At 66.2% G+C, this 23,995-nt stretch carries 21 protein-coding genes and 1 tRNA gene; 12 read left to right on the top strand and 10 right to left on the bottom strand.

From position 1 onward, the window contains the following. Positions 1-136: 136 nt before the first annotated feature. Positions 137-1,996 (top strand): hypothetical protein, encoded by a 1,860-nt coding sequence (locus C7T96_RS23930; RefSeq protein WP_146149202.1) that lies wholly within the window; start codon positions 137-139, stop codon positions 1,994-1,996. A gap of 16 nt (positions 1,997-2,012) precedes the next feature. Here C7T96_RS23930 and C7T96_RS17195 read toward each other — a convergent pair. After that, a tRNA-Met gene (locus C7T96_RS17195) sits at positions 2,013-2,089 on the bottom strand. A 450-nt stretch (positions 2,090-2,539) separates the two neighbouring features. Here C7T96_RS17195 and C7T96_RS17190 point away from each other — a divergent pair. From C7T96_RS17190 to C7T96_RS17140, 11 genes are all read left to right on the top strand, one after another. After that, positions 2,540-3,328: a GntR family transcriptional regulator gene (locus tag C7T96_RS17190; protein ID WP_106572466.1), complete on the top strand. Its 789-nt coding sequence runs from the start codon at positions 2,540-2,542 to the stop codon at positions 3,326-3,328. A 35-nt stretch (positions 3,329-3,363) separates the two neighbouring features. Further along, complete coding sequence (locus C7T96_RS17185) at positions 3,364-4,398, top strand: BMP family ABC transporter substrate-binding protein (protein WP_106572465.1); 1,035 nt, start codon at positions 3,364-3,366, stop codon at positions 4,396-4,398. A 104-nt stretch (positions 4,399-4,502) separates the two neighbouring features. Next, entirely contained in the window at positions 4,503-6,053 is a 1,551-nt protein-coding gene (locus C7T96_RS17180; protein WP_158264403.1) for an ABC transporter ATP-binding protein, read from the top strand. Further along, positions 6,046-7,128, top strand: a complete 1,083-nt coding sequence (locus C7T96_RS17175; RefSeq protein WP_106572463.1) for an ABC transporter permease — start codon at positions 6,046-6,048, stop codon at positions 7,126-7,128. The genes C7T96_RS17180 and C7T96_RS17175 overlap by 8 nt, the downstream gene beginning before the upstream one ends. Continuing rightward, positions 7,125-8,024 (top strand): ABC transporter permease, encoded by a 900-nt coding sequence (locus C7T96_RS17170; protein ID WP_245414160.1) that lies wholly within the window; start codon positions 7,125-7,127, stop codon positions 8,022-8,024. The genes C7T96_RS17175 and C7T96_RS17170 overlap by 4 nt, the downstream gene beginning before the upstream one ends. After that, on the top strand, positions 8,021-8,596 hold the full coding sequence (locus C7T96_RS17165) for an isochorismatase family cysteine hydrolase (protein ID WP_106572462.1): 576 nt from the start codon (positions 8,021-8,023) through the stop codon (positions 8,594-8,596). The genes C7T96_RS17170 and C7T96_RS17165 overlap by 4 nt, the downstream gene beginning before the upstream one ends. After that, complete coding sequence (locus C7T96_RS17160; protein ID WP_158264402.1) at positions 8,589-9,440, top strand: carbohydrate kinase family protein; 852 nt, start codon at positions 8,589-8,591, stop codon at positions 9,438-9,440. The genes C7T96_RS17165 and C7T96_RS17160 overlap by 8 nt, the downstream gene beginning before the upstream one ends. Then, positions 9,437-10,171 carry a uridine phosphorylase gene (locus C7T96_RS17155; protein ID WP_106572460.1) on the top strand — a complete coding sequence of 245 codons (735 nt, stop codon included), beginning with the start codon at positions 9,437-9,439 and terminating at the stop codon, positions 10,169-10,171. Before C7T96_RS17160 ends, C7T96_RS17155 begins: the two co-directional genes overlap by 4 nt. 46 nt (positions 10,172-10,217) lie before the next feature. Further along, positions 10,218-10,985: a sugar isomerase domain-containing protein gene (locus tag C7T96_RS17150; RefSeq protein WP_106572459.1), complete on the top strand. Its 768-nt coding sequence runs from the start codon at positions 10,218-10,220 to the stop codon at positions 10,983-10,985. A 32-nt stretch (positions 10,986-11,017) separates the two neighbouring features. Then, positions 11,018-12,466, top strand: coding sequence for an aldehyde dehydrogenase family protein (locus C7T96_RS17145; RefSeq protein ID WP_106572492.1), 1,449 nt, complete (start codon positions 11,018-11,020; stop codon positions 12,464-12,466). A gap of 176 nt (positions 12,467-12,642) precedes the next feature. Further along, positions 12,643-13,728 (top strand): cyclase family protein, encoded by a 1,086-nt coding sequence (locus C7T96_RS17140; protein ID WP_106572458.1) that lies wholly within the window; start codon positions 12,643-12,645, stop codon positions 13,726-13,728. 100 nt (positions 13,729-13,828) lie between these two features. On the opposite strand, the gene C7T96_RS17135 is transcribed toward C7T96_RS17140, so the two are convergent. The 9 genes from C7T96_RS17135 to cobS all read right to left on the bottom strand — a co-directional run bounded on the left by C7T96_RS17135 (position 13,829) and on the right by cobS (position 23,995). Continuing rightward, positions 13,829-14,371 (bottom strand): MarR family transcriptional regulator, encoded by a 543-nt coding sequence (locus C7T96_RS17135; protein ID WP_106572457.1) that lies wholly within the window; start codon positions 14,369-14,371, stop codon positions 13,829-13,831. 37 nt (positions 14,372-14,408) lie between these two features. Further along, positions 14,409-16,019, bottom strand: coding sequence for an indolepyruvate oxidoreductase subunit beta family protein (locus C7T96_RS17130; RefSeq protein ID WP_106572456.1), 1,611 nt, complete (start codon positions 16,017-16,019; stop codon positions 14,409-14,411). Next, complete coding sequence (locus C7T96_RS17125) at positions 16,016-18,175, bottom strand: indolepyruvate ferredoxin oxidoreductase subunit alpha (protein WP_106572455.1); 2,160 nt, start codon at positions 18,173-18,175, stop codon at positions 16,016-16,018. Before C7T96_RS17125 ends, C7T96_RS17130 begins: the two co-directional genes overlap by 4 nt. A gap of 103 nt (positions 18,176-18,278) precedes the next feature. Next, the gene (locus C7T96_RS17120) at positions 18,279-19,595 is read right to left on the bottom strand and encodes a TRAP transporter large permease (RefSeq protein ID WP_106572454.1); all 1,317 of its coding nucleotides are present in this window, start codon (positions 19,593-19,595) and stop codon (positions 18,279-18,281) included. Between the two features lie 119 nt (positions 19,596-19,714). Then, the gene (locus C7T96_RS17115; protein ID WP_106572453.1) at positions 19,715-20,212 is read right to left on the bottom strand and encodes a TRAP transporter small permease; all 498 of its coding nucleotides are present in this window, start codon (positions 20,210-20,212) and stop codon (positions 19,715-19,717) included. A gap of 27 nt (positions 20,213-20,239) precedes the next feature. Beyond that, entirely contained in the window at positions 20,240-21,190 is a 951-nt protein-coding gene (gene dctP, locus C7T96_RS17110; protein ID WP_106572452.1) for a TRAP transporter substrate-binding protein DctP, read from the bottom strand. A gap of 220 nt (positions 21,191-21,410) precedes the next feature. Further along, a complete protein-coding gene (cobF, locus tag C7T96_RS17105; protein WP_106572451.1) occupies positions 21,411-22,178 on the bottom strand; it encodes a precorrin-6A synthase (deacetylating) in 768 nt (255 codons plus the stop codon). A gap of 18 nt (positions 22,179-22,196) precedes the next feature. Continuing rightward, positions 22,197-23,210: a nicotinate-nucleotide--dimethylbenzimidazole phosphoribosyltransferase gene (gene cobT, locus C7T96_RS17100; protein WP_106572450.1), complete on the bottom strand. Its 1,014-nt coding sequence runs from the start codon at positions 23,208-23,210 to the stop codon at positions 22,197-22,199. 17 nt (positions 23,211-23,227) lie between these two features. Further along, on the bottom strand, positions 23,228-23,995 hold the full coding sequence (cobS, locus tag C7T96_RS17095) for an adenosylcobinamide-GDP ribazoletransferase (protein WP_106572449.1): 768 nt from the start codon (positions 23,993-23,995) through the stop codon (positions 23,228-23,230).

Below are 23,995 nucleotides of genomic sequence, written 5' to 3'. Positions count from 1 at the left end.
TGCATCGACCGCACACGAGCCTTGAGGGCCTCACACCGAACGAATTTGCAACCCGGTCACGAATGGACCACAACGTGAACAGCGCTAGCCTATGAATGGGTACATTCAGGGGAGCACGTCACAAGCGGTAGGCTTCATGTTTCTTTTTCAAGCCCGTCAGCTTCGAAAAATCGATGAGTTGGTTTCGGCCTTTGACTTCCTCGAGTCATGCGATGAAGGATTTCGAGCGAAGGTTTTCGAACCCTATGACACCCCTGAACTGCTTGTAGACATTGACTTGCTTATATCCGGCGCGTGGCTAAAGGAGCATGACGCGAACACGATCGACCCAAGCGCACATGCCGCCGCCTACGCACATATGGAACATCTTGCGATTGGGTGGGGAAGGCGCGATCTTGCAGTCGCATGCAGAAAGTACCAAGCAATAATTCTTGACGAGTACGGAAATGACAAAGATGCTGCGTTGTCTCTTCTCGATAAAGGATTAAACGCTTATGGCTCGACGAGTTCCGAGCTTATTCGTGCAAAGGCAAAGGTTCTTTATCGAGCGAACGATCATCAAGCCAGCTTGGAACTGTCCAGCACACTTATCGAGGGCGACGCGCCTCTCAGTGAAACTGAAAAGGCCTTTCTTGGCAGGGAAGCTGCTATTAGTGCGGAGAAGCAAGGCGACTTCAACGTAGCAAGACGCTACTATTTGTTCGGAGCAGTTGCTGCAGAGGCCTGTGGCGTGTCGGACATGATGCCCATGCATATTGGCCTCCTCGCAGATGCAGCTCTGGCTAGTTGGCATGCAGGCGACCGAGAAACTTGTTTGCGTGAGGTGGGGGTCGTGCTGAAAAAGCTAGCGACGCTAGACTCCAAGAGTTCCCTCAGAGCTGCACATTGTCACGCGGTCTCCAGGCACATACTTCTTTGGCTCGATCAAGAAGCCACAGGTGAAGTGCGCTGTATTGCCAACGATGAAATTCCACGAATTTATCCTGGCCTAGTCAGCAACCCAGAGCCGCATCCAGATATCGGAAAGCGCTTCTTACCCGCTCTGGAACTATCTTGGTACATGCTCGCCCAGATTGAAAATCATTGTTTGCTGGATGTCGGCATCACGCGAGGAATTGATGCTCATCTTCCCAAGGGGCCAGTACGGGAAGGGCTAATCCTCCTGACAGAAGGAAAGCTGTACAAGGCGTTTCACACGAGAAACGTCGAGTTGTTTCTCTCAACGCTTGCAGAGACTGTTGCTGAATTTGCGCTTTCCACCATGATTGGTGGAAAGGAAAAAAGCTTCGACGTCGAAAATATTACCTATGGGGCCTTTCCGTCACCAACTGTCGAAGAAATGGACGCCTTAGCCACGTTGACTGAGCAACAAATACTTTCTTTTGCAGCTACGTGCTTTCTGGACAATGACGCCGCGAGCTACGATAGATTGATGACTGCGCTGGCTGCTCCAGAAGGATTTACAAGACGGGACGAACTGGTCGAATGTTTGGCAGGCAGAGCGAATGGAACTGACTACTACACGCGCTATGCAAGCCTTCTTTCTGATGGTCGGAAGACACTCGACCAAGCCTCGCCGCTCTCTCCGAGTCAAGTGTTCGAGCTAGCACTCAAATTGATCGAGACGGGCAAGCTGGCTGGCCAAATTCGTCTTTTATCAAAACAAGCCCTGATTTGGTTGGAGGGGAGGTGGGGCTTCATATGGGAGAGACAAAGATTTCTTCTACGGCAGCCATCGCTTCATGAACGAGACATATCAGATGCATGGGAGCAATATGAACCAAACGAAACGGCGAAGATACTAGTTATCCTTCTTGCAACCTTACCGACACTCGGCATCTCAAATCAAAGCGAGATTAGCGTCGTGCTCGAGGATATGTTGAAAGCGGAGCGTCAATCCATCGCATCCAAGCCCACGCTCGCTGCAACCCAGGATGCAACCCCCGGGCGCTTCAAGCGTGGGCACACCCATAGAGCTACAATCCTAAACGACTGAAATTTAAAGAGAAATTTGGTAGCGGAGGAGGGACTCGAACCCCCGACACAAGGATTATGATTCCTCTGCTCTAACCGGCTGAGCTACTCCGCCCCGTTCACGCCGCGAGGCGGCGCGGTGTCCGGGCAGGCCCGAACCGCAAGGTTGGGCGGATATAGGGTCGCCGCGGCAAGCCTGTCAAGCAAGCTTTCGCCCGCGACGGCGACCGCGGGCGAATTTTTGTGGCCAGGGCGGGCGGCGGCCCGTGGGCTGGGTCTTCGAACCGCTTGTCCGGCCCCTTGTCCGGCTCGGCCGGCGGCGCTCGCGCGGGCAGGGCGGCCTTGCTGCCCCGCGCGCGGCGGCAGTGGACGTGGCCGCGATCGACGACGTCGCAAGCGAACCGGCCGGCGGCGGGCGCCGCGCCCCAGGGGATGGCGGCTCGGCCGGGCCGGTGGCCGGCGGTTTGCGGGAAGCGGGAGAGGGCACGGGCGGGCGAGGTCCCGCACGAGGGAAGACCATAATTTCAAACTTGACTAGTCAACTAGTCTATTTTACCGTGATGGCATGAAACCGATGGCCGCCAGCACGCCCCGCTATCTCGTCCTCGCCGAAGAGCTGCGTGCGCGCATCGAGGGCGGCGTCTTGAAGCCGGGCGATCGGCTGCCGAGCGAGGCGCAGCTTTGCGCGACCAACGGCGTCAGCCGCGGCACCGTCGTACGCGCCATCGAGCAGCTTGTCTCGCAGGGCTTCGTCACCCGACGCCAGGGCGCGGGCAGTTTCGTCGCCAACCGCTCGCTGCACCGCAAGGCCGGCCATCTGTTGAGCTTTTCCCAGACCGCGCGCCAGGACGGGCACCGCTCCGAGCAGCGCCTGCTCGCCTTTCGCCCGGCAGACGACGCCGAGGCGCAGCAATTCGGCGTCGCCGCGCCGGCGCGCCGGCTCGAGCGCGTGCGCCTGATCGACGGCGAGCCGTGCGCGGTCCATGGCTCGGTGATCCCGGCCGCCGTGTGCGAGCGCATCGGTCTTGCCGGCGACGGCGCGGCCGCGTTGCTTAAGGATCCGGACTTTTCGCTCTACGCCCGTTTCGAGGCCGCCGGCCTGGCGGTGCGCGAGGCGCATGAGCGCGTCACCGCGCGGCTGGCGACGGCGGCGGAATGCGCCGTGCTCGCCGTGACCGCGCCGAGCCCGGTCATGGTCGTGTTCCGGACCAGCTACGCGGCCGACAATCTTTTGGTCGAGGCCGTCGAAGCGGTCTATCGCGCCGATTTCTACACCTATGACACCCATCTGGTCCGTGGCGAGCGCCATGCCGGCTCCGGCCTGCGCATCGTCGCTGCGGGAGCGGATTTCTGAACCAAAGGTTGGAGCCAATGGAAAAGGGGAATTTTATGAAAAATCTGACGAAACTGCTTGCCGTGTCGACCGTTCTGAGTGCCGTCGCCGCCCCGCAGGCGGGGGCCGCCGACGTGGCGCCGGCCGCGCTAATCATCGCCCAGGGCGGTCTCGGCGACGGCTCGTGGAACGACACCGCCTATGCCGGCTTCAAGGCCGGGCTCGAAAAGACCGGCGTCGAGGGCCGTCCGATCGAATCCAAGGATGTCGTCGCCCAGGGCGAGGAGATCATGCGCCGCGCCGCCGATGGCGGCTTCGGATTGGTCGTCAGCCTGGAATGGATCCACGGCGAGCCGATGCAGAAGATCGCGCCCGACTATCCCGACACCAATTTCGTCATCATGAACCAGACCCGCGAGGGCGCCAATCTCGCCTCGGTGGTGTTCGCCGAGCATCAGGGCTCCTATCTGGCCGGCGCGCTCGCCGCCCAGGTCACCACCGACACGTCGATCGAGGGCATCAACGCCGATCCGGTGATCGGCGTCATCGGCGGGGTCAAGTCGCCGGGCATCGACAAGTTCATCGTCGGTTACATCCAGGGCGCCAAGGCGGTCAATCCGGATATCGACGTCAAGGTCGCCTATGCCGAATCCTTCGGCGATCCGGCCAAGGGCGAACAGCTCGCCAAGGCGATGTTCGCCGAGGGCGCCGACATCGTCTATCAGGTCGCCGGCGGCACCGGCATCGGCATCATCGAGGCGGCGAAGGCGGAGGGCCGCTACGCGATCGGCGTCGACACCGACCAGGATTCCATGGCGCCCGGCCATGTGCTGACCAGCATGGTCAAGCGCGTCGACGTGGCGGTCGAAAAGATCCTCGAGGACTATGCCGGCGGGGCGTTTCCCGGCGGCCAGGTGCTGACCTTCGGCCTGAAGGAGAACGGCGTGGCCTTGTCCGACATGGAGCACACCAAGGACCGCATTCCCGCCGCCTATCTCGCCAAGGTCGAGGAATTGAAGGCCGGCATCGTCGACGGTTCCGTCGAGGTCTGGGACGTGACCGAGAAGGGCTATCCCGACTTCTACAACTGATCGATCGCCGTCTGGGCCGGGCGTGCGACGCCCGGCCATTCTTCCCGTTGCAAAAAGCCCGGTAAACCGTTTTGGCCGACATCCGAAATCATAGCACCGCGCCGGTGGCCGTGCGGCTGGGCGCGCGCGACGTCGCCAAGAGCTACGGCGCCGTGCGGGCCAATAGCGGCATCACGCTGGAGGTCGCGCCGGCCGAGATTCATGCGATCGTCGGCGAGAACGGCGCCGGCAAGTCGACCCTGATGCGGCTCTTGCAGGGGCTCGAACAGCCCGATGCCGGCAGCATCGTCTTCAACGACCGGCCGATCCGGCTGCGCGACCCCGAGCAGGCGCTCGGTCTCGGCATCGGCATGGTGCACCAGGAATTCATGCTGGCGCCGGAACTGACCCTTTTGGAGAATTTCGTCCTCGGCCACGAGCCGGTGACGGCCGCGCTCCCGCTCGGCCGCCGCATCGACTGGCGCGCGGCGCGCGCGGCCGGCGATGCCCTGGCGGTCAAGACCGACCTGGCGATCGACTGGGACCGCCGTGCCGGCACCGCGCCGGTCCACATCCAGCAATATACCGAAATCCTGCGGCTCTTGCAGCGCGGCATGAAAGTGCTGATCCTCGACGAGCCGACGGCGGTGCTGGCCCCGCAGCAGGCCGACGACCTGTTCACGCTGCTGCGTCAATTGCGCGATCAGGGCACGTCGATCGTCTTCATCAGCCACAAGCTGCGCGAGGTGATCGCGCTCGCCGACCGCGTGACGATCATGCGCCGCGGCCGGGTTGTGGCCTCCTCCCGCATCGACGAGACCGACATCGACACGATGACGCGCCACATCGTCGGCGAGGCCGCGTCTGTCGCACCGCCGGCGGCCGCTGTGCGCGCCGCTGCCGGCGCGCCGGTGCTCGATGTGACGGGGCTGAGCGCGCCAGCGATCGCGGGTTCCCATCCGGTCCGTGCGGTCGATCTTCAGGTGCGCTCCGGCGAGATCGTCGGCATGGCTGGTATTGCCGGCAACGGCCAGGACGAGTTCATCCAGTGCGTCGTCGGCCTGCGCAAGCCGTCTTCGGGCGCGGTGGGCCTTAACGGGCGCGCGCTCGCCGGCCGCGACAATGCCGATTTTCGCGCCGCGGGCCTCGGCTATATCAGCCCCGACCGGGCGCATGAGGGCCTGGCCAAGAGCGCGTCGATCGAGGATAACGTCATGGCTGCGAGCCAGCGCGCGCCGGCCTTCCGCCGCGGTCCGTTCCGCCGCCTGGGCGCCGTGCGGGCCGAGGCATTCCGCCGCCTGTCCCAGCTCAAGGTGCGATTCGGGCGCCTGTCCGATCCGGTCGCCAGCCTGTCGGGCGGCAATCAGCAGCGCCTCGTCTTTGCCCGCGAGATCGCGACCGAGCCGGCGCTGCTCGTCGTCGCCCAGCCGACGCGCGGGGTCGATCTCGGCGGCATCGCCGCCATTCATGCGATCCTGCGCGACTTCGCAGCGCGCGGCGGCGCCGTGCTTCTGGTGTCGGAGGAACTCGACGAGCTGATCGCGCTGTCCGACCGTATCGTGGTGATGGCAGAGGGCGCCATCGTCGGTGAGATCGCCGACGAAACCGCGACGCCGGAGGCGATCGGCCGGCTGATGCTGCAGCAAGACAGTCACGGGGAGGCGGCCAATGGCTGATGCAACCGCGGAGCCGGGGGGCGGCCGGCCGAGCCTGATGCCGGCGCTCGAACGCATGGCCGGCGACATTGCGCGCTTCGCGCTGCCGGTCCTGTTCGCGTTTTTCGTCGGCGCGGTGGTGCTGGCCTTCATCGGCGAAAACCCGCTCGACACCTACGCGCTGATGCTGTCGGAGGGTTTCGGGTCGTCGCGGCGCATTGCCGCCACCCTGTCGGCCGCGACCCCGCTTCTGTTCACCGCCGTTGCCACGGCGATCTGTTTTCGCTCCGGCGTCTTCAATGTCGGCGTCGACGGCGCTTTCGTGCTCGGGGGGCTGGCGGCGGCCGCCGCCGGCGCCCTTTTGCCGGTGGCGTTCGGCTGGTCGATCGCGCCGCTCGCCATGGTGGCCGCGATGGCGGTTGCCGGGGTCTGGCTCTACGTGCCGGGCCTGTTGCTGGCGCGGCTCGACGTCGACGAGGTGGTGTCGACGCTGATGCTCAACTTCATCGCACTGGGCCTGTCCGGCTTCCTGGTCAACACGCTGCTCTTGTCGGAAACCTCCGGCAACAACACCACCGACACCATTCACGACGTGGCCGAACTTTCCAGGCTGATGCCGCCCTCGACGCTTCACAGCGGCTTTCTGATCGGGCTCGCCTGCGTTGCCGCCTATTGGGTGTGGGCGCGCTGGACACCGGCAGGCTACGAGGCCAAGCTGGTCGGCCTCAACCCGCGTTTCGCGCGTGCCGTCGGCATTGCGATCCCCGCCTCCATCGTCCTGGTGATGGCAATCTCGGGCATCGTCGCCGGGCTCGGCGGCGCCAGCCACGCGCTCGGCCAGGTGCACAAATTCTCCGACGGCTTTTCCGCCGGTTACGGTTTCACCGGCATGGCGGTGGCGCTGCTTGCCCGCAATTCTGCCTTCGGCATCGTGTTCGGGGCCGTGCTGTTCGGCGCCTTGGCCTCGGCCGGCACCACCATTCAGCTGTTTTCCGACGTGCCGCTCGACATCGTCAACGTGATCGAGGGCACGGTGATGATCTTCGCGGTGATGGAACTGGGCCGCCTGTCGCTGCGGCGGGGACGGGCCTCATGATGCAGATTGCCGAACAGGTTCTGGCCGCCTCCGTCGTGCTCGCCACGCCGATCCTGCTTGCCGCCATCGGCGGGCTGGTCAACCGCCAGGGCGGCATCGTCAACATCGCGCTGGAAGCCAAAATGCTCGCCGGCGCCTTCGTCGCCGTCATCGTTTCCTCGGCCACGGGCTCCTGGGGTGTCGCGGTCCTGGCCGCGGCCCTCGTTTCGGCGGCGATCGGTTATCTGTTTTCGCTGACGATCACCCGCGCCCGCGCCAACATGATCATCGCCGGTCTCGGCCTCAACGTGCTGGTTGCCGGTTTCGTCGGCTTCATCATGAATGTCGGCTTCGACGCCAGCGGCACCTTGCGCATGCCCGATGTGGAATTGCTGCCCAAATTGCTGCCCGATTCCGTCGCCGCGCTGCCGCTCGTCGGCGAGGTGCTCGCCGATCTCGACCCGCTCACCGTCTTCGCCTGGCTGAGCGTGGCGGCCCTGCCGTTCCTGCTTGCCAATACGCGTCTCGGCCTGCGGCTGCGCGCGGCCGGCAACGCCCCGCACGTCGCTCGCGCGGTCGGGCTGCGCGAAAAGTCGCTGCAGGATCTGGGCACCGCCTTCGCCGGGTTCTATTCGGGTCTTGCCGGCGCGCACCTGGCGTTGGCCTCGATCGGGCTGTTCAACGAGGGGCTGACGGCCGGCCGCGGTTTCATCGCGCTCGCCGCCTTCTACTTCGCCCGCAACCGTCCGGTCGGCACGGCGCTGGTGTGCCTGTTTTTCGGTTTTCTCGATGCGACCCAGATCCGCCTGCAAACGGTGGGCCTGCCGCCGCAACTGATCGGCACCCTGCCATACGCCATGGTCATTCTCGGCCTGTGCCTGACGGCCTGGAACCTGAAAAGAAAGGCGCAAGCATGAGCGAGCCCGCACTGATCGTCATCGACATGCAGAATTCCTTCCTGCATCCGAAAGGGGAAAATTACTATCCGGCCGCGGGCGAGACCATTGAGCCGGTCCGTCGGCTTCTGGACGCCGCCCGCACCGGCAAACGCCTGATCGTCCACACGCTCGACCGCCATCGCCGTGGGCTCGTCGACTTCGAGCAGAAGCGCCTGCCCGAGCATTGCCTCGAAGGTGGTTTCGACGCCGCCTATTTCGAGGGTTTCGGTCCGCTCGCCGACGCGCCGCGCGAGGTCGAGATCGTCAAGCGCCGCTACAGCGCGTTCTTTGCCACCGATCTCGGCCTGATGCTGCGCGAAAACGGCGTCGAGACCGCGATCATCTGCGGCGTCAAGACCAATGTATGCGTGCGCGCGACCTCCCAGGACGCCTTCGCCAACGGTTTTAGGGTGGTGGTGCCGCGCCAGGCCACCAACTCCAACCGCGCCAATCTCCAGGCAGCCTCGCTGGAAGACATCGACCGCTATCTCGGTCATGTCGTCGAGCTCGACGAGGCGCTGTCCCAGCTTGCCGGCGGTTCCGATGGCTGAGGTGGTCATCACCGGTTATGCCAGCCTCGATTACCCCGCGCTGCTCGACGGCACGGTGGCGGGCGACAGCACGACGCAGATCCGCTTTCGCGATCCCGGTGCCTGGCCGCGGCTCGGCGGCTCGCCGGCCTATGCCGGTGCGGCGCTGGCGCGCGGCGGTCATCGGGCGACCCCGATAAGCTGGGTCGCTTCCGACCAGGCCGGCGATACCTATGTGCGCATGACCGGAGAGGCGGGCATGGCGACCGACGCCCTTGCCAGGATCGACGCGCCGCGCTCGCCGATCTCGCTGATGCTCTACCAAGCGGACGGGACCTCGATCTGCCTCTACGATCCCGGTTTCGCCGGCCGCGAGGCTTTGACCCCGGTGCAGTGCCAGCACCTCGCCGAGGCGGCGCACGTGTGCGTGACGGTCGGGCCGGGGCATCTGCTTGCCGAAATCCTCGATCTCGTCGGGCCGGACGCGAGACTCTACTGGGTGGCCAAGAACGACCCGACCTGTTTCACGCCGGCCCTGTGCGCACGGCTTTCGGCGCGCGCGAGCGTCATCTTCTGCAACCAGGCCGAACGCGCCCTGATCACAGCCGGTACCCGCGAAGACGCGATCGTGATCGAGACGATGGGCCGGCGCGGCTATCAGGTCGGCGTCGATGGGCAAAGCCGTTTCGTCGCCGCCGATCCGGTTTCCGTCTCCGATCCGACCGGCGCCGGGGACACCTTCGCCGGCGCCTTCATCGGCGCATATTTGAAAGACGGCGATCCGCACGCCGCCGCGCAGGTCGCGGCCGAGGCGACCCGGCAGATGCTCGAGGTCCGCGGTCGCGCAGAAAGGAGCCTTTCATGAAATCGGCCTGGTATCTGGGCTATTCGCAAGCCGATGTCGGCGACAGGGCGTTGCTGGCCGGCGATCCCGACCGGGTCGACCGCATTGCGCTGTTGCTCGACGACGCCCGGCCGATGCCGGTCAAGCGTGGCCTCAAATCGGTGACCGGAACCTATGCCGGCAAAAAGGTGACGGCGGTCGCCTTCGGCATGGGCGCGCCGATCGCCGCCGTCGTGCTGCACGAACTGGCCGATCTCGGCGTCAAAAGCTTCATGCGCATCGGCACGGCGATGTATTTTGCGCCGGTCGCGCCCGGCGATTTCGTGCTCAGCGACCGCATCGCCTGTTTCGAAGGGACATCCCGGTCCTATGTCAACGATGTCGAGGCGCAGCGCGCCGACGCGGGCCTCAACCGCGCGGTGGCCACGGCGGTCGCAGCCGGCGACGCTCAACTCCACACCGGCACCTTCGCCACCTTCGACGCGTTTTATCGCGACATGTTCGCGCTCGATGCACCGACCCAGGCGCGGGTCGATGCCAATCGCGCCATGCTCGCCGAGCGCGGTGTCGTCGCCGCCGACATGGAGACTTCGGCGCTGGTCAATGCCGCGGCTGCACTCGACGTCCGCTTCACCAGCCTGTGCGTTGGCACGGTCGACGGCGTGACACGCGCCAAGCTGGAGCCGGAGGCGATGGCCGCCGCAGAGCACCGGCTGTTCACGACCGCGCTCAGCGCCATCACATCCCTTTAAACGCGGCCGGCTTGCCGGCCCGCCAATCGATCCAACGGAGCTTCGCATGACCACGATTGCCCAAAACTATTTCGCGCTCGTCATCGAGCGGCTCAACACCGTGATGGAAACCCAGGCCGAGGCCATCGAGGCCGCCGCCGAAATCTGCGCCGAGGCGATTGCCCGCGACAAGCTCGTTTTCACCTTCGGCACCGGCCACGGCTCGTTCGCCGCCATGGAGATGTTCCCGCGCACCGGCACCGTCACCGGCTTCCGGCCGATCGTGGAAAGCACGATGATCTCCTTCCACCGCGTGCTCGGCGACGGTGGCGCGCGCCAGTACCGTTTCATCCACAGCCGCGAAGGCTATGGCGACGCGATCCTGGCCTCGCACCAGCTTGACGGGCAGGACGCCATGCTGATCTTTTCCCATTCCGGCCTCAACGCCGTGACGCTCGACATCGCCGTCGGCGCCAAGGCGCGCGGCATGAAGGTGATCGGCGTGACCTCGGTGCCGCATTCCTCCAGCACGCCCTCGCGCCATAGCTGCGGCAAGCGCCTGTTCGAGCTCGCCGACGTGGTCATCGACACCGGCGTGCCCAAGGGCGACGCGTCGATCCGCATCGACGGTGTGGAGGGCGCGGTGGGCGCCACCTCGACCTCGATCGCGATCGCCGTCGGCCAGGCGATCAACGCCGCCACTGCCGAGAAACTGGCCGGGCGCGGCGTCAAGCCGTTCGTCATGGTTTCGCCCAACACCACCGAAAAGGCCGCCGCCGACGCCCAGAACGACCGCAACTACGCCGAATTGTGGCGCCGCCTGAAGGCGCGCTGAACCGGCGACAGCAACCAATCGGGATAATGACCATGCAACGCGGATTTTTCATCGCCGGGCAATGGCGGTTCTTCGACGATGCCGAGCGTTTCGACATCGCCGAGCCCGCAACCGGCAAACCGGTCGGCACGACGCTGCTGGCCGCCGAGACCCATATCGACCAAGCCGTCGAGGCAGCCGTTGCCGCCGCGCCGGTGATGGCGGAAATGGCGGCCAGCGAGCGCGCGGCGATCCTCGAGCGCACGGCCACGCTGATGATCGAGCGCGAATACGACATGGCGGTGCTCCTGACCCGCGAGCAGGGCAAGCCGGTCGCCGACAATATCAAGGAGATCCGCTTCGGCGCCGAGGTTCTGCGCTATTATGCCGGCGAGGCGGTGCGCCTCGGCGGCTCGTTGCGGCCGGCCTCGGCGCCGGACATCCGCAATCTGGTGACCCGCCACCCGGTCGGCGTCTGCGCGGCGATCGTGCCGTGGAACTATCCGGTCGACCTTTATTGCTGGAAGGTGGGCCCGGCAATCGCCGCCGGCTGTCCGCTGGTGGTCAAAAGCCCGCACGAGACGCCATTCGCGATCGGCATGTTTGTCGACTGCCTCCACGAGGCGGGCCTGCCTGCAGGCGCGATCGCCGATCTGCCGGGGCTCGGCCCGGTCGCCGGCGCCGCCTTGTCGCGCCATCCCAAGATACGCATGATCTCGGCCACCGCCTCGATCGCGGCCGGCCAGGACATCATGCGCAACGCCGCCGGAAATCTGAAGAAAGTCAGCCTCGAACTCGGCGGCCATGCGCCCTTCATCGTCATGCCCGACGCCGACATCGAGGCGGCGGCCAGGGCCGCCCACCGGCGCGGCTTTTCCAACATGGGCCAGATCTGCATTACGGTGAACCGCATCCTGGTGGCGCGCGAGGTGCATCGCGATTTCGCCGACTGCCTGGGCGCGCTCGCCGAGGCGACCGAACTCGGCAATGGGCTCGAGGACGGCGTCGCTTATGGACCGGTGCTCAATCCGTCCGTCATCCGCCGCGTCGAGGCGCACAAGAAGGACGCGCTCGACAAAGGCGCGACCCTGCTTGCCGGCGGGTTCGCGCCCAAGGACGGCGCCTTCGGCCACGGTCATTTCTATCGCCCCACCGTGATCGACAACGCGCCGCTCGACAGCATGCCGATGAGCGAGGAGACCTACGGCCCGCTTGTCGGGATCGCGCCCTTCGACGGCGTCGAGGACATGCTGGCGATGGCCAACGGGCTCGAATACGGGCTTGCCGCCTATCTCTATGGCGGCGATCTCGGCCGGTTGTGGGCGATCGCCGAAAAGCTGGAATTCGGCGCGATCGGCGTCAACGTCAACGACACCAGCGAGCTGCAGGCGCCGTTCGGCGGCTGGAAGATGAGCGGCATGGGGCGTGAGCTCGGACCGGAGGGCCTCGACGCCTTCCTGGAAACCAAACACCTCAAAATGCGGCTGCCCGCCGCGTTCTGAGGGCGTTGCGCGTTCGAAGCCTGCGTTTGGACACGAGGCGCGGCCGGTTCCGGTCGCGCCTTTTTGTATGCGCGGCCGCGCTCGACTCCGGCCGGCGGGCCTGATTATATGTAAATGCACATAATTGTGACCGGCCGTGCAGAAAGCCCGCCCGGAACAGTCGAGGGAGGATCATCATGAAAAAGCTTCTGGGCGTCGTGGCGACGCTCGCGCTTGTCGGTGCGGGCGGTGCGTTCGCGCAGTCGGACGGCCTGGCCGATGCCGTCGAGCGCTCCAAGACGATGGTGCCGAGCCCGCCCTGGGGCGAGGGCGACCAGGTCGGCATGGCCAACGCGCTCGGGCAGGGAACGTGGCTGCGCTGTGCCGCGCACCTGGCCGCGCCGGACGCCAAGGCCTACGAATTGTCGCACGAACGCTCCAACACCATGCCGTTGTCGCCGTTCGGCGTGCCGCTTAAATATGTTTACCGCCCGACGGTCGGCATCCCCGGCACCCTGCACGCCTTCAACGGCGAGCAGGTCGAAAGCGGCGAGCCCGGCGCGCAGGGCACGCAGATGGACGCGCTCGGCCATTTCGCCATCCTGCCCAAGGCCTGGGACGGCCAGGGCGAATTTCCGGCCGGCACGGCGCAGTATTATGGCGGCTACAGCCAGGACGAGGTCAAGCCGGCGCCGGATTCGCCGCTGCTCAAGCTCGGCATCGAGCACGTGCCGCCGATCGTCACCTCGGCCGTTCTGCTGGACGCCAAGGCGCACAATGGCGGCGAGGCGCTGGGCGCCGGCGACCGGGTGACGACCGCCGATATCAAGGCGATGCTTGAAAGCCAGGGGCTGTCCGAGCGCGGCATCCTGCCCGGCGACGTGGTCTACATCCACACCGGCTGGAGCGAGAATTGGCAGGACCCGGCCGGCGATACGCCCTATTACGGCATGGGCCCGGGATTGGCCTATGACGCCGCGCAATATCTGGCCGAAAAGCGCATCGTGCTGCTCGCCCTCGACAATCCCTTTACCGACCCGGTCAACGATGGCGCGCTGCAAGGCAAGGCGGGGCCGCCGGAGGGCGTGCCGGATGGACAGCCTTTCGCCATCCATAGCTTCAATCTGGCCGAGGCCGGCATCCACCAGATCCAGAACGCACGGCTCGGCGACCTGGCGGCCGACAAGGTGTGGACCTCGTGCACGATGATCCTACCGCTGCGCTCGCGCGGCGGCTCGGGCTCGCCGGTGCGGCCGGTCTCCATCGGCGTACCGGGCGCGTGAACTTGAAAGCGGATAGCGGTTCCTGAAAACCGCGTCGCAACAAGACGATAGACGACGATGGTGATTCACTGCATCACCGTCGTCGTGCAGGAGACGAACCTCAGGGCCGGCGCGGAACGATCCGTGCCGGCTGGCCTGGTGCCTCGTCCTTGGCGATATCGTAATTGTCGAGATTACGGGTCATGCGGCGCACCGCCTTTTTCAGCTCCGCCTTCTCCCGGTCGGAAAACCCCATCACCACGCGCTCGGCATGGGCAAGGCTCATGGCACGCACCTTCTCGTAGGCAAGGCGTCCGTCCTCCGTCATCGATACGGTGACGACACGTCCGTCGGGACCGCCGCGCTCGCGCCGCACCAGCGATTGCTGCTCCATGCGCATCACCAGCCGGCTCAGCGTCGACTGCTCGATCATCGCATAGTCGGCAAGATCGTTGATGGTGACCGCGCGCGCCGAATCCAGCACCGCCAGAACGCGCCAGTCGGAGATGCCGAGGCCGTAGGCGCGCAGGTCGCGGTTCAGCATCCGGCTCATCCGGAAGCCGAGCCGGTTGATGAGATAGGGCAGGATGTTTTCCAGCAGTACGGTCCGCCGGCCGCTGTCCGGCTGCGCGTCCGTCTGTTCCGGTTCCGATCGCTCCCGCATTGAAAATCCTGACTACACCTGACCCACGGGGCTCCGACTAGTCGGCTTTGACGCGCGCCGCAAGCGTGTCGCCGGTTTCCGCGAAGGAGCGCACGGTTTCGATGGCGCCGTCGAGGGCGCTGCCATCTTCGTCCTTCAGCGCGGCCTCGCGCAGCCGGCGCAGCCAGTCGCCGCCGTCGTCGCGCGGCGCAAGCAGCGGCACCGTCGCCAGGACCCGGTCGAATTTCGACAGGCCGCGCTGATGCGTGTCGCTGTACCCCTTGATCAGGCGCCGGCATGCGACGATCTCGACCGCGAGGGCATAGTTTTGCGGCGCCATGTGCAGCGCCTGGGTCAGCCATTCGTCGATATGGGCGGTTTCCTTGGCATGGCGCAACAGCCGCCGCCGCCAGCGGCGCAGTCCGGCGAGCGTAAACAAGACGGTGAACCAGATCAGGGAATCGGTGCGCACGCGCCGGCCGCGATTAACCATCCGGTCGAGCCCGGCGAGCAGGCGCGGCCGCGCCTCGACGAACCGGCCGAGGCCCGCCGGCAGCATCGAACAGACCTCTTCGCCGCGCGGGTGCATGAATTCGGTCACCTGCACGAGCGCGTCCGCGGGCGCTTCGACTTCCCGCCTGATGCGCGTGAAGCGGTCGGCCCGGGTCTTGCGGTCGGCGACGCGGATCACGTCGTCATAGGCCATCGCGTTGGCGACATGCTTGGCCGCCGTGACCGACAGCGCCCATTCCCGGCCATCGGCTCCGGTAGCCTTGTCGACCGCCAGCACCGCGTCGAGTCGTTCGAGATAGGCCGCGCCATAGGCGAGATCCTGGAAATCGACCACCTTGGCGAGTCCGCGCGTGGCCATGTCGCGCATGGCATGCGGATAGGCCGCAATCCGCTCGCACAGGTCGCGCCAGCGTTCGAGCAGGTGCGCCGGTCCGCTGGGCGCGGCCATTCCCGCCACCGCCTGCGGCGCATCATCGGCCGCATTGGCCGTTGCGTCCGCATTGCGCGCCCGCTCGAAAGCGGTTTCGAAAGCGCGCAGGCTGGCCTCCACCCCGCGCCCGCCTTTGCGGATCGCGGCCTCGAACGCGGCCCGCTCGAAGGGCAGCGCGCCCGACCCGGCGAGCGCGCCGTACAGGCTCGCCGAAATCATCGTGCCGGCCTCGGCGGCGATCTTGTCCATGTCGAAGCCGATAAACCGCTTGGCCGCCTCCTCGACGGTGGCGAGCACCGTGTCGCCGTCGGCGATGCCGTTGCCGGCGACGATCTTTTCCGAGACGGCGAGCATGCGGTGGGTGGAGGCGATCAGCGTGGTGCGGTCGGGCGTGACCAGGCCGCGTATCACCGCGCGTCCGGCCTCCATCAGTTCGGCGGCGATCACGATGTCGACGTCGCCGGGCGAGGGCATCAGCGCCAGCACCGGCAGCCTGTCGCTGCGCGGCGTCATCTCGATGCTGTAGATCGTGGCGCCGGTGCGCTGGGCGACGCCGGGCACCGAGGTGGTCTGCACCGCATAGCCGCTTTCCTCGGCCGCCTGGACGATCCAGTCGGACAGCACGCCGCCGCCCTGGCCGCCGACGGCCAGGATGGCGAGCTTGACGATGTGCGGATCGGCAATCGGGATTGCCGGGGGCGCGTCGGGACCGATGGCAATAGTCATGCTGCGGCGTCTCCGGCGAAGGTCAGGCGGCGGCGCTGGCGCCAGCCGGCGAGCGCGCGGGTGGCGCGCTGCCGCAGCCGCGTCATGGCACGCTCCAACCGGGTGGGATTGCGGATGACGTCAGCCCGGTAGAAGGAGGGGCACAGCACGGCGGCGTCGGCGACCTCGCCGCAATTGCCGCAGCCCACGCAGGTTTGGTCGATCGCGGCGACGGGATCGTCGCGCAGCGGGTCGTCGAGCGTCTTGACGCTGAGTGAGGGGCAGCCCGACAGCCGCATACAGGCGTGATCGCCCGTGCACACGTCCTCGTCGACGCCGAAGCGCGGCTTGACCACCCGCTTGCCGTCCTTGACCGCCTTGGCCATCAGCGGCTTTTCGCGGCGCTGGCGGTTGAGCATGCATTCCGACGAGGCGACGATCACCTTCGGCCCTTTTTCCGGCGTCGTCAGTGCTTCGGCCAGCGTGTCGCGCATCTTGCCGACATCGTAGGTGCGGTCGATCTGGCGCACCCATTTGACACCGACCCCCCGGACCGCGTCGGCGATCGGATGGTTGGTCGATTTTGAACGGTTCTCGGCCCTCGACGACAGCACGTCCTGCCCGCCGGTGGCCGCGGAGTAATAGTTGTCGACGATCAGAATGACACCGTCGGCCTCGTTGTAGACCGCGTTGCCGATGCTCGACGACAGGCCATTGTGCCAGAAACCGCCATCGCCGATGATCGAGATCGGCCGTTTGCCGCCGCCGCCGTGAAAGGCGGCATTGGAGGCCGGGCCGAGGCCGTAGCCCATCGTGGTGCCGCCGATCTCGAACGGCGGCAGGATCGAGAACAGGTGGCAGCCGATATCGGCGGCGATCTGATGCTTGCCGTGCTCCTGCTCGACCAGTTTCATGGCCGCGAAGATCGGCCGTTCCGGGCAACCGGTACAAAAGCCGGGCGGGCGCTGCGGCACGATCTCGGCCAGCTCCGGCGCGGGCTGCGGCTCCCGCGGGCGGTTCGGCGCCCGGTGCTCGGGCGCCAGCATCTCGGGGCCGTTTTCGCGCAGGAAGCGGCCGACGCCGTCGAGCATGACCTGGCCGGTATATTCGCCGGCCATCGGCAGCGCCGTCTTGCCGATCACGCGGGTCGGGGCGCCGCCGGCATGCAGCATGGCGCCGATCGCCTGCTCGATATAGTTGGGCTGGCCCTCCTCGACGACCAGCACCGCGTCCTTGCCGGCGCAGAACGCCGCGATCTCGTCGTCGATCAGCGGATAGGTGACGTTGAGCACGTAGAGCGGCACCTCGGTGTCGCCGTTAATGTCGGCGAGGCCCAACCGTTGCAGAGCGCGCACGACGGAGTTGTACATCCCGCCCTGCAATATGATGCCGACCTTGCCCGCCTGCGGCCCGAAAAATTCGTTCAGGCCGCGCTCCTTGATGAAGGCCTGCGCGACCGGCCAGCGTTTAGTGATCTTTTCCTGCTCGTGGGCGAAGGCGGCCGGTGGCAGGACGATGCGGTCGGTCTGGCGGCGCGGAGCGTCGACAGCTTCGCGCACGGTCAGCGGCGGGCGGCGGTTGGCCTTGGTCTCGAACGCGCCATAGAGGTGGCAGGCGCGAATGCGTACCTCCAGCATCACCGGCGTGTTGGTGGCCTCGGAAAGTTCGAAGCCGTCCTCGACCGCCTTTACGATCGACGGCAGGTTGGGGCGCGGATCGAGAAGCCATATCTGCGATTTCATCGCGAAGGCGTGGCTGCGCTCCTGCATGATGGAGGAGCCTTCGCCGTAATCCTCGCCGACGATGACCAGCGCGCCGCCGGTCACCCCGCCCGATGCAAGATTGGCGAGGGCGTCGGAGGCGACGTTGGTGCCGACCGTCGATTTGAAGGCGACCGCGCCGCGGATGGGGTAGTGCACCGAGGCGGCCAGCATGGCGGCGGCCGCCGATTCCGATGCATTGGCCTCGTAGCGTACGCCGAGCTCGGCCAGAATGTCCTGCGCGTCGGCGAGCACGTCCATCAGGTGGGAGATCGGTGCCCCCTGATAGCCGCCGACATAACCCACGCCGCATTGCAGCAGCGCCTTGGTGATGGCGAGGATGCCTTCGCCATGAAAGGTTTCGCCGTCGCCCAGACGCAGCTTCTCGACTTCCTTGGCGAAGGAGCGTTCAGCCATCGGTACGACCTCCCCTGTGATCGGTAGGAAGAATTATATTCATCTGCATATATTATTGCCTCTCGCGAAGGCCGGGTCAAACCGGTTGCCGGATCGTTTCCGCTCAGCGCCCGAGTTGGGCCGGCAGCCAGGTTCCGAGCGCAGGAAAGGCGAGCACCAGGATCAGCACGATCAGCTTGGTGATCACGAACGGCGTCACCGCGACGTAGATATGGCGCATCTTGATCCAGCTTGGCGACACACCCTGCATGACGAACAGCAACAGGCCGAACGGCGGCGTCAGAAGCGCGATTTCCATGGTCAGCAGATACATCACCCCCAGGATCAAATCGTCGATGCCGACGGCGCGGGCCAACGGCACGAAAACGGGGATGGTGACCATCAACATGCTCACCTGGTCGACGAAGCAGCCGAGAAAAAGCAGGATCAGGATCATGCCGATCAGGATCTGCAGCGACGACAATTCCATCGTCTGGATCAGGTTGATCAGGCCGTTGGTCGCGCCGCTGAAGGACAGGATCTGGCTAAAGGTCTGGCTGGCGGCGATGATGAACAGGATCATCACCGACAGTTTTACCGTTTCCATCACCGCCACCGACAGGTTCTTCAGGCTGAGCGAGCGGTAGCCGGCGCCGGCCGCGACCGCCGCGATGCAGCCGAGCGCGGCCGACTCGGTCGGTGTGGCGATCCCGGCCAGCAGGCTGCCGATGACGACGACGAAGATGCCTGACAGCGGCAGCACATGGGTGACGAACGGCTTCCACCGCTCCCAGGCCGACATCGGCGGCAGCTCGTCCTGGGGGGCGAGTTCCGGCCGTAGCAGCGCCGACACGACGATGATGGCCACGAAGGCGAGCGACAGGATCAGTGCTGGAACGATGCCGGCGACCAAAAGCCCGGCGATCGAGATGCCGGCCAGGCTGCCGACCAGTACGGCCAGTGCCGAGGGCGGGATCAGCATCGCGATCGCGCCGGAGGCCATGATCGGCCCCAAGGCGAGCGTGGGATGATAGCCGCGCTTGAGCATGGAGGGCAAAAGCGTCGAGCCAAGCATGGCGGTGTTGGCGATGGTCGAGCCCGACAGCGCGGCGAAGATCGTGCCGGCGAATACGGTCACGATCGACAACCGGCCGGGAATACGCGTCACCACGCGTTCGACCGCGTCGATGGCGCTGTGGGCGACTCGCGTCTGGAACAGGATCTCGCCCATCAGAATGAACAGCGGGATCGGCGTGAGCTGAAAGCTGGTGATCGACTGGACCGAGTTGCGTGCCATCTGCACCAGGCCGATCTCGCCGCCGAGAATGACGAACGCGCCGACGAGGTTGACCGCGATGAAGGCGAAGGCGACCGGCAGGCCGGCGGCCAGCAGCGCGACCAGACCGCCGAGCATCAAGAGCAGGATCAATGGCCAATCCATGCGCTAGCGCTCCATGCGGCCGTCGCACGACGCTCGGTCTGAAAGACCGGTCCCGTCCGTCGCGCTGCGCGCCGCATTCGCCGCGAACCGAACTTGAATCATTTTGTGCATGAAAGACCCTAAAGCCCTGTCGCGCTGCGTTTTTCGGGGGCAGTGCCAATCCTGAGCGCGAAGCCGATCGCCAGCAGCAGGGTGCAGGCTGCCGGTGCGGCGAACGTCATCCATTCGGGCACGACGATGATGCCGCGCACCATCGAGCCGCGCTGCAGGGCGCTCGTCAGGGCCTGCAGCAGATACCAGGAAAACGCGGCCGAGACCGCGGCGCCGACGACGTTCATGACCAGGTCGAGGCGCAGCCGCGTGCGCGTCGGCAACAGCATGACCACCAGGTCGACCGCCACATGGGCATTCTTCATCAACACCCACGGCGCCGCCAGGAAGGTTGCCGCCGCGATGCCGTGCTCGGTCATGTCGGTCAGGCCGTGGATAGCGCTGGTGCAGCACGTCCTCAGCGCCACGTCGAGCGCGATCGCGAGAGCTATGGCGGCGAGAATGGCGCCCGCCGCGATGGCGAGCGCCTGGACCACGATCCGATAAAGCGATGTCAGTGCCCGCATCGGCGCCGATCCGTCGACCGATCCCGGTCAGAAGCAGGCCTTGAGCTTGTCGACCGCCTCGGCATTGATCTCGGCGATCGCTGCCCAGCCTTCGTCCTGCGCCGCATTCAGCCAGGCTTCGCGGTCGGCGCCGGAGAATTCGATCACCTCGATACCGGCTTCGGCCTGCGCGGCGGCCTCCTTGGCGTTGATGTCGAGATTGTCGGCGTTCTTGGCCTCGATCCACGCTGCCGCCTTTTCCAGAAGCGCCTTTTGCTCGTCGCCGAGCCCGTTCCAGGTGTCGAGATTGACGATCACGTTGACGTCGACCTGATAGAAACCCGGATCGACCCGGTATTTCGTCTGCTCGTCCCAGCCGAGATCGAGCACGCCCTGGATCGGCCAGCCATAGCCGTCGATCGCGCCGCGCTCGAGCGCGGTATAGACTTCACCCGGCGCGGTGCGCACCAGATTGGCGCCGAGCGCCTTGAACATCGCCTGATAGACCGGCGTGGTGCGGATGGTCAGGCCGTTGAGGTCCGGCTTCTCGATCGGCTTGGTCAGATAGAGGTGGAAATTGACGTTGTCGCCGGTGCGCGCCAGATATTTCACGTTCATCGCCGACTGGTGCATCTCGTCGATGATGTCGTAGCAGCCGTTTTCCCGCTGCTCCTGGATCGTGTTGGTGGCGAGCTTCAACGCGTCGCCTTCCGGCAGCAGGTTTGTGTAGAAGGCGGCGGTGTTGTTGGCCAGGTCGACGACGCCCGAAGACACCGCGTTGCCGAGCTCGAAAGGCGGCACCGCCTCCGGTCCGCCGACCACGTTGATCTGCAGCACGCCCTTGCCGTTTTCGTTGACCCAGTCGACGAAGGCCGCAAACGGCCGCGCGAAGGTCGTTCCGGTCGCGAAGGCGCTCGCCGCCTTCAAGGTCACCTCTTCGGCTGCGGCCGAGCCGGCCAGCATCGCGAAGGCGGCGGTCAGTGCGAGTGTCTTTTTCATGCTTTCCTCCCTGCGGTCCGTTTGGACCAAATTATATTCATTTACATATTTGTTAGTGAGGCTCCGCGCGCCCGTCAACCATGCGCGGCGTGTTGCCGGCGAAATTCGCACGGCGCGCGTGTCGTCCGGCCCGGCCGGTCGTGACGCAGGGCGGGGCCTGGCGACCGGGGCAGGGCGGGCCTGTCGGCGGGGCGTGAAGGGCGGTGTGCCGTCTGTCGGTTCAGTCGGTGTCGGGCGCGCGCTTGCGCAAGAGATAGGTGTCCATCACCCAGCCCGCCTTGTCGCGGGCGGTCGCGCGGGCCTGTGAAATCGCATCGGCCTTTTCGCCAAGCGGTCCGGCGATTGCGCTTTCGCTGTCGGTACCCAGATTGGCGCCCCAGTAGATGTCGACATTGTCCGGCGGCACGCCGCGGAAGGCCTGCACGCCGTCGAGCATGACGACGACGCTGTCGGCGTCGGCGGGAAATTTTTCCGACAGGCGTCGGCCGGTGGTGATGTGGACCGGACCGCCGATCGTATTCAACGGAATCCGGTGTTGCGCCGCCAGGGCCTGGACGCTGGTGATGCCGGGAAAGACCTCGTACTCGAAAGCGATGCGGCCGCGCCGCGCCAGGTGGTCGACAATGCGCAGCGTCGAATCGTAGAGCGAGGGATCGCCCCACACGAGCAGCGCCGCGCAGCCGTTCTCGTCGAGTTCCTCGTCCAGCAGCCGTTCCCAGGTCACCCCGATCGCTGCGTGCCAGTCGTCGACGCTTTGCCGGTAGGACGGCTCGGGCTCCGCGCGTTTCGGTACCTCGTAGCCGACCTCGCGCCAGTTCTCGCGGGTCATGAAACGCCGGCAGATCTCGCGGCGCAGTTCGGCGAGCCCGTCCTTGCCCTGTTTGGCTGGGATGAAAACGACCTCGGCCCTGTTCAGCGCCTTGATCGCCTGAACCGTCATCTGGTCCGGGTCGCCGGCGCCGATGCCGATCACAAGAAGGGTGCGCATGATACCAGGTCCTCCGTCTCAGCCGTCGGAAACGCCGGCCTCGGCGAAGGTGGCCATACCCGCGTGACAGGCGGCCGCCGCGTGCAGGATCATGAGCGCCACGCAGGCGCCGGAAGCCTCGCCGAGCCGCATGCCGAGATCGAGCAGCGGCGACAGCCCGACCGCCTCGAGCAGTCGCCGGTGCCCGGCCTCGGCCGAGACATGGCCGGCGACGGCGTGCGCGAGGCCGCGCGCATGCAATCTTCCAAGCGGCGCGGCGGCGGCGGTGCACACGAACCCGTCCAGAACGACGGGAATGCGGTGATGCCGGGCTGCAAGCGTCGCGCCGAAGATCGCAGCCAGTTCGCGCCCGCCGAGCGCGGCGAGCAGACCGAGCGGGTCGTTGCGGCGCTCGCCATGCCGGGCGAGCCCCGCGTCGATCACGGCAGCCTTGCGTTGTAACCCGGCGTCATCGACGCCGGTGCCGCGTCCGGCCCAATCGGCGCCGGTGCCGCCGAACAGCGCCGCGGCCAGTGCCGCGGCCGCGGTCGTGTTGCCGATCCCCATTTCGCCGAGCGCGATCAGGTCGGCGTCGGGCGATACCGCCGCGTAACCGGTCGAGACCGCGGCGAGAAACGCGGCCTCGTTCATCGCCGGAGCTCCGGTGAAATCGGCCGTTGGCGTGTCGATTGCAAGCGGCACCACTGTCAGTCCCGCGCCGGCGGCATGGGCGAGCTGGTTGATGGCCGCGCCGCCGGCGGAGAAGTTCGCCACCATCTGTGCGGTCACCTCGGCCGGAAAGGCCGAGACGCCGCGCGCGGTGATGCCGTGCGAGCCGGCGAACACGATCACCTCGACCCGGTCGAGTCGGGGTTTTTCGCGCCCCTGCCAGCCGGCGAGCCATACCGCCATGTCCTCCAGCCGGCCGAGACTGCCGGGCGGTTTGGTCAACTGCCCCTGGCGCGCCCGCGCCGCCTCGTCGGCACCGGGATCGGCTTCGGGCAGGTCGCGGCAGGCGGCCTTGAGATGGGCGAGCGTGGAAAAGCCGTTCATGAAAACTCCCGTGGGCCTCAGGCGAGCATGGCGCAGGCGGTCACCAGCACGATGATTTCGCCGCCCTGCTGCAGGGCGCCCAAAACATCGCCGGTGCGTCCGCCGATCTGGCGCATGGCGATCCGCCGCAGACAGAAGACCCACAGCGTGAGCGCCAGGGCGGCCATGACCGCACCGGCAAGGCCCAGCAACAGCAGCGCCACCGCGCCCAACAGGGCGGCGATCTGGACGGTGCGCGTGTCGACGTCGCCGGCGCCGGCCGACATTCCGTCGTGGCGCGCATTCGGCACCAGGCGCATGAAGGCAGGCAACAGCGCGCGCGAGGCCATGTGCGCGGCGATCAGGCCGGCAAGCGCCTCGCCGGGCGTCACCAGCGCGGCGAGAGCAAGCCAGCGTGCGATCAGGCTGAGCGTGAGCGCGCATACGCCATAGGTGCCGATGCGGCTGTCGCGCATGATGGCGAGTTTTGCCTCGCGCTCGCGTCCGCCGCCGAAGCCGTCCGCGACATCGGCAAGCCCGTCCTCGTGCAGCGCACCGGTGACCACGAGCATCGCACCAAGCGCCACGAGTGCCGCGATGTCGGTGAAAAGGCCGAGCCACAGCGCGACGACGAAGGCCAGCCAACCGGTCAGCGCGACCGCCAGCCCGGCCAGCGGTGCGGCCCACAGGCTTTGCGACAGCGAGCGCCCGGCATCTGTCGCAAAGGGAACCGGCAGGCGTGTGAAAAAGCCGAGCGCGGTTGCCATATCGGCCAAAATCTCGTCCGAACGGGGAAGTCCCGCCAT

This window comes from Nitratireductor sp. StC3 (assembly GCF_003015025.1).
GTDB lineage: Bacteria > Pseudomonadota > Alphaproteobacteria > Rhizobiales > Rhizobiaceae > Mangrovimarina > Mangrovimarina alexandrii.
The sequence above is the reverse complement of the archived record's forward strand: the minus strand, read 5'-3'. Positions and strand labels throughout refer to the sequence as shown.

Coding starts and splice junctions, on each gene's coding strand:
- C7T96_RS17165 (WP_106572462.1), top strand. CDS start 8,021: ATGAGCGAGCCCGCACTGATCGTCATCGACATGCAGAATTCCTTCCTG.
- C7T96_RS17145 (WP_106572492.1), top strand. CDS start 11,018: ATGCAACGCGGATTTTTCATCGCCGGGCAATGGCGGTTCTTCGACGAT.
- C7T96_RS17140 (WP_106572458.1), top strand. CDS start 12,643: ATGAAAAAGCTTCTGGGCGTCGTGGCGACGCTCGCGCTTGTCGGTGCG.
- C7T96_RS17160 (WP_158264402.1), top strand. CDS start 8,589: ATGGCTGAGGTGGTCATCACCGGTTATGCCAGCCTCGATTACCCCGCG.
- C7T96_RS17115 (WP_106572453.1), bottom strand. CDS start 20,212: ATGCGGGCACTGACATCGCTTTATCGGATCGTGGTCCAGGCGCTCGCC.
- C7T96_RS17190 (WP_106572466.1), top strand. CDS start 2,540: ATGAAACCGATGGCCGCCAGCACGCCCCGCTATCTCGTCCTCGCCGAA.
- C7T96_RS17120 (WP_106572454.1), bottom strand. CDS start 19,595: ATGGATTGGCCATTGATCCTGCTCTTGATGCTCGGCGGTCTGGTCGCG.
- C7T96_RS17155 (WP_106572460.1), top strand. CDS start 9,437: ATGAAATCGGCCTGGTATCTGGGCTATTCGCAAGCCGATGTCGGCGAC.
- cobT (WP_106572450.1), bottom strand. CDS start 23,210: ATGAACGGCTTTTCCACGCTCGCCCATCTCAAGGCCGCCTGCCGCGAC.
- C7T96_RS17185 (WP_106572465.1), top strand. CDS start 3,364: ATGAAAAATCTGACGAAACTGCTTGCCGTGTCGACCGTTCTGAGTGCC.
- C7T96_RS17125 (WP_106572455.1), bottom strand. CDS start 18,175: ATGGCTGAACGCTCCTTCGCCAAGGAAGTCGAGAAGCTGCGTCTGGGC.
- cobF (WP_106572451.1), bottom strand. CDS start 22,178: ATGCGCACCCTTCTTGTGATCGGCATCGGCGCCGGCGACCCGGACCAG.
- C7T96_RS17150 (WP_106572459.1), top strand. CDS start 10,218: ATGACCACGATTGCCCAAAACTATTTCGCGCTCGTCATCGAGCGGCTC.
- C7T96_RS17170 (WP_245414160.1), top strand. CDS start 7,125: ATGATGCAGATTGCCGAACAGGTTCTGGCCGCCTCCGTCGTGCTCGCC.
- C7T96_RS17175 (WP_106572463.1), top strand. CDS start 6,046: ATGGCTGATGCAACCGCGGAGCCGGGGGGCGGCCGGCCGAGCCTGATG.
- C7T96_RS17130 (WP_106572456.1), bottom strand. CDS start 16,019: ATGACTATTGCCATCGGTCCCGACGCGCCCCCGGCAATCCCGATTGCC.
- C7T96_RS23930 (WP_146149202.1), top strand. CDS start 137: ATGTTTCTTTTTCAAGCCCGTCAGCTTCGAAAAATCGATGAGTTGGTT.
- cobS (WP_106572449.1), bottom strand. CDS start 23,995: ATGGCGGGACTTCCCCGTTCGGACGAGATTTTGGCCGATATGGCAACC.
- C7T96_RS17135 (WP_106572457.1), bottom strand. CDS start 14,371: ATGCGGGAGCGATCGGAACCGGAACAGACGGACGCGCAGCCGGACAGC.
- dctP (WP_106572452.1), bottom strand. CDS start 21,190: ATGAAAAAGACACTCGCACTGACCGCCGCCTTCGCGATGCTGGCCGGC.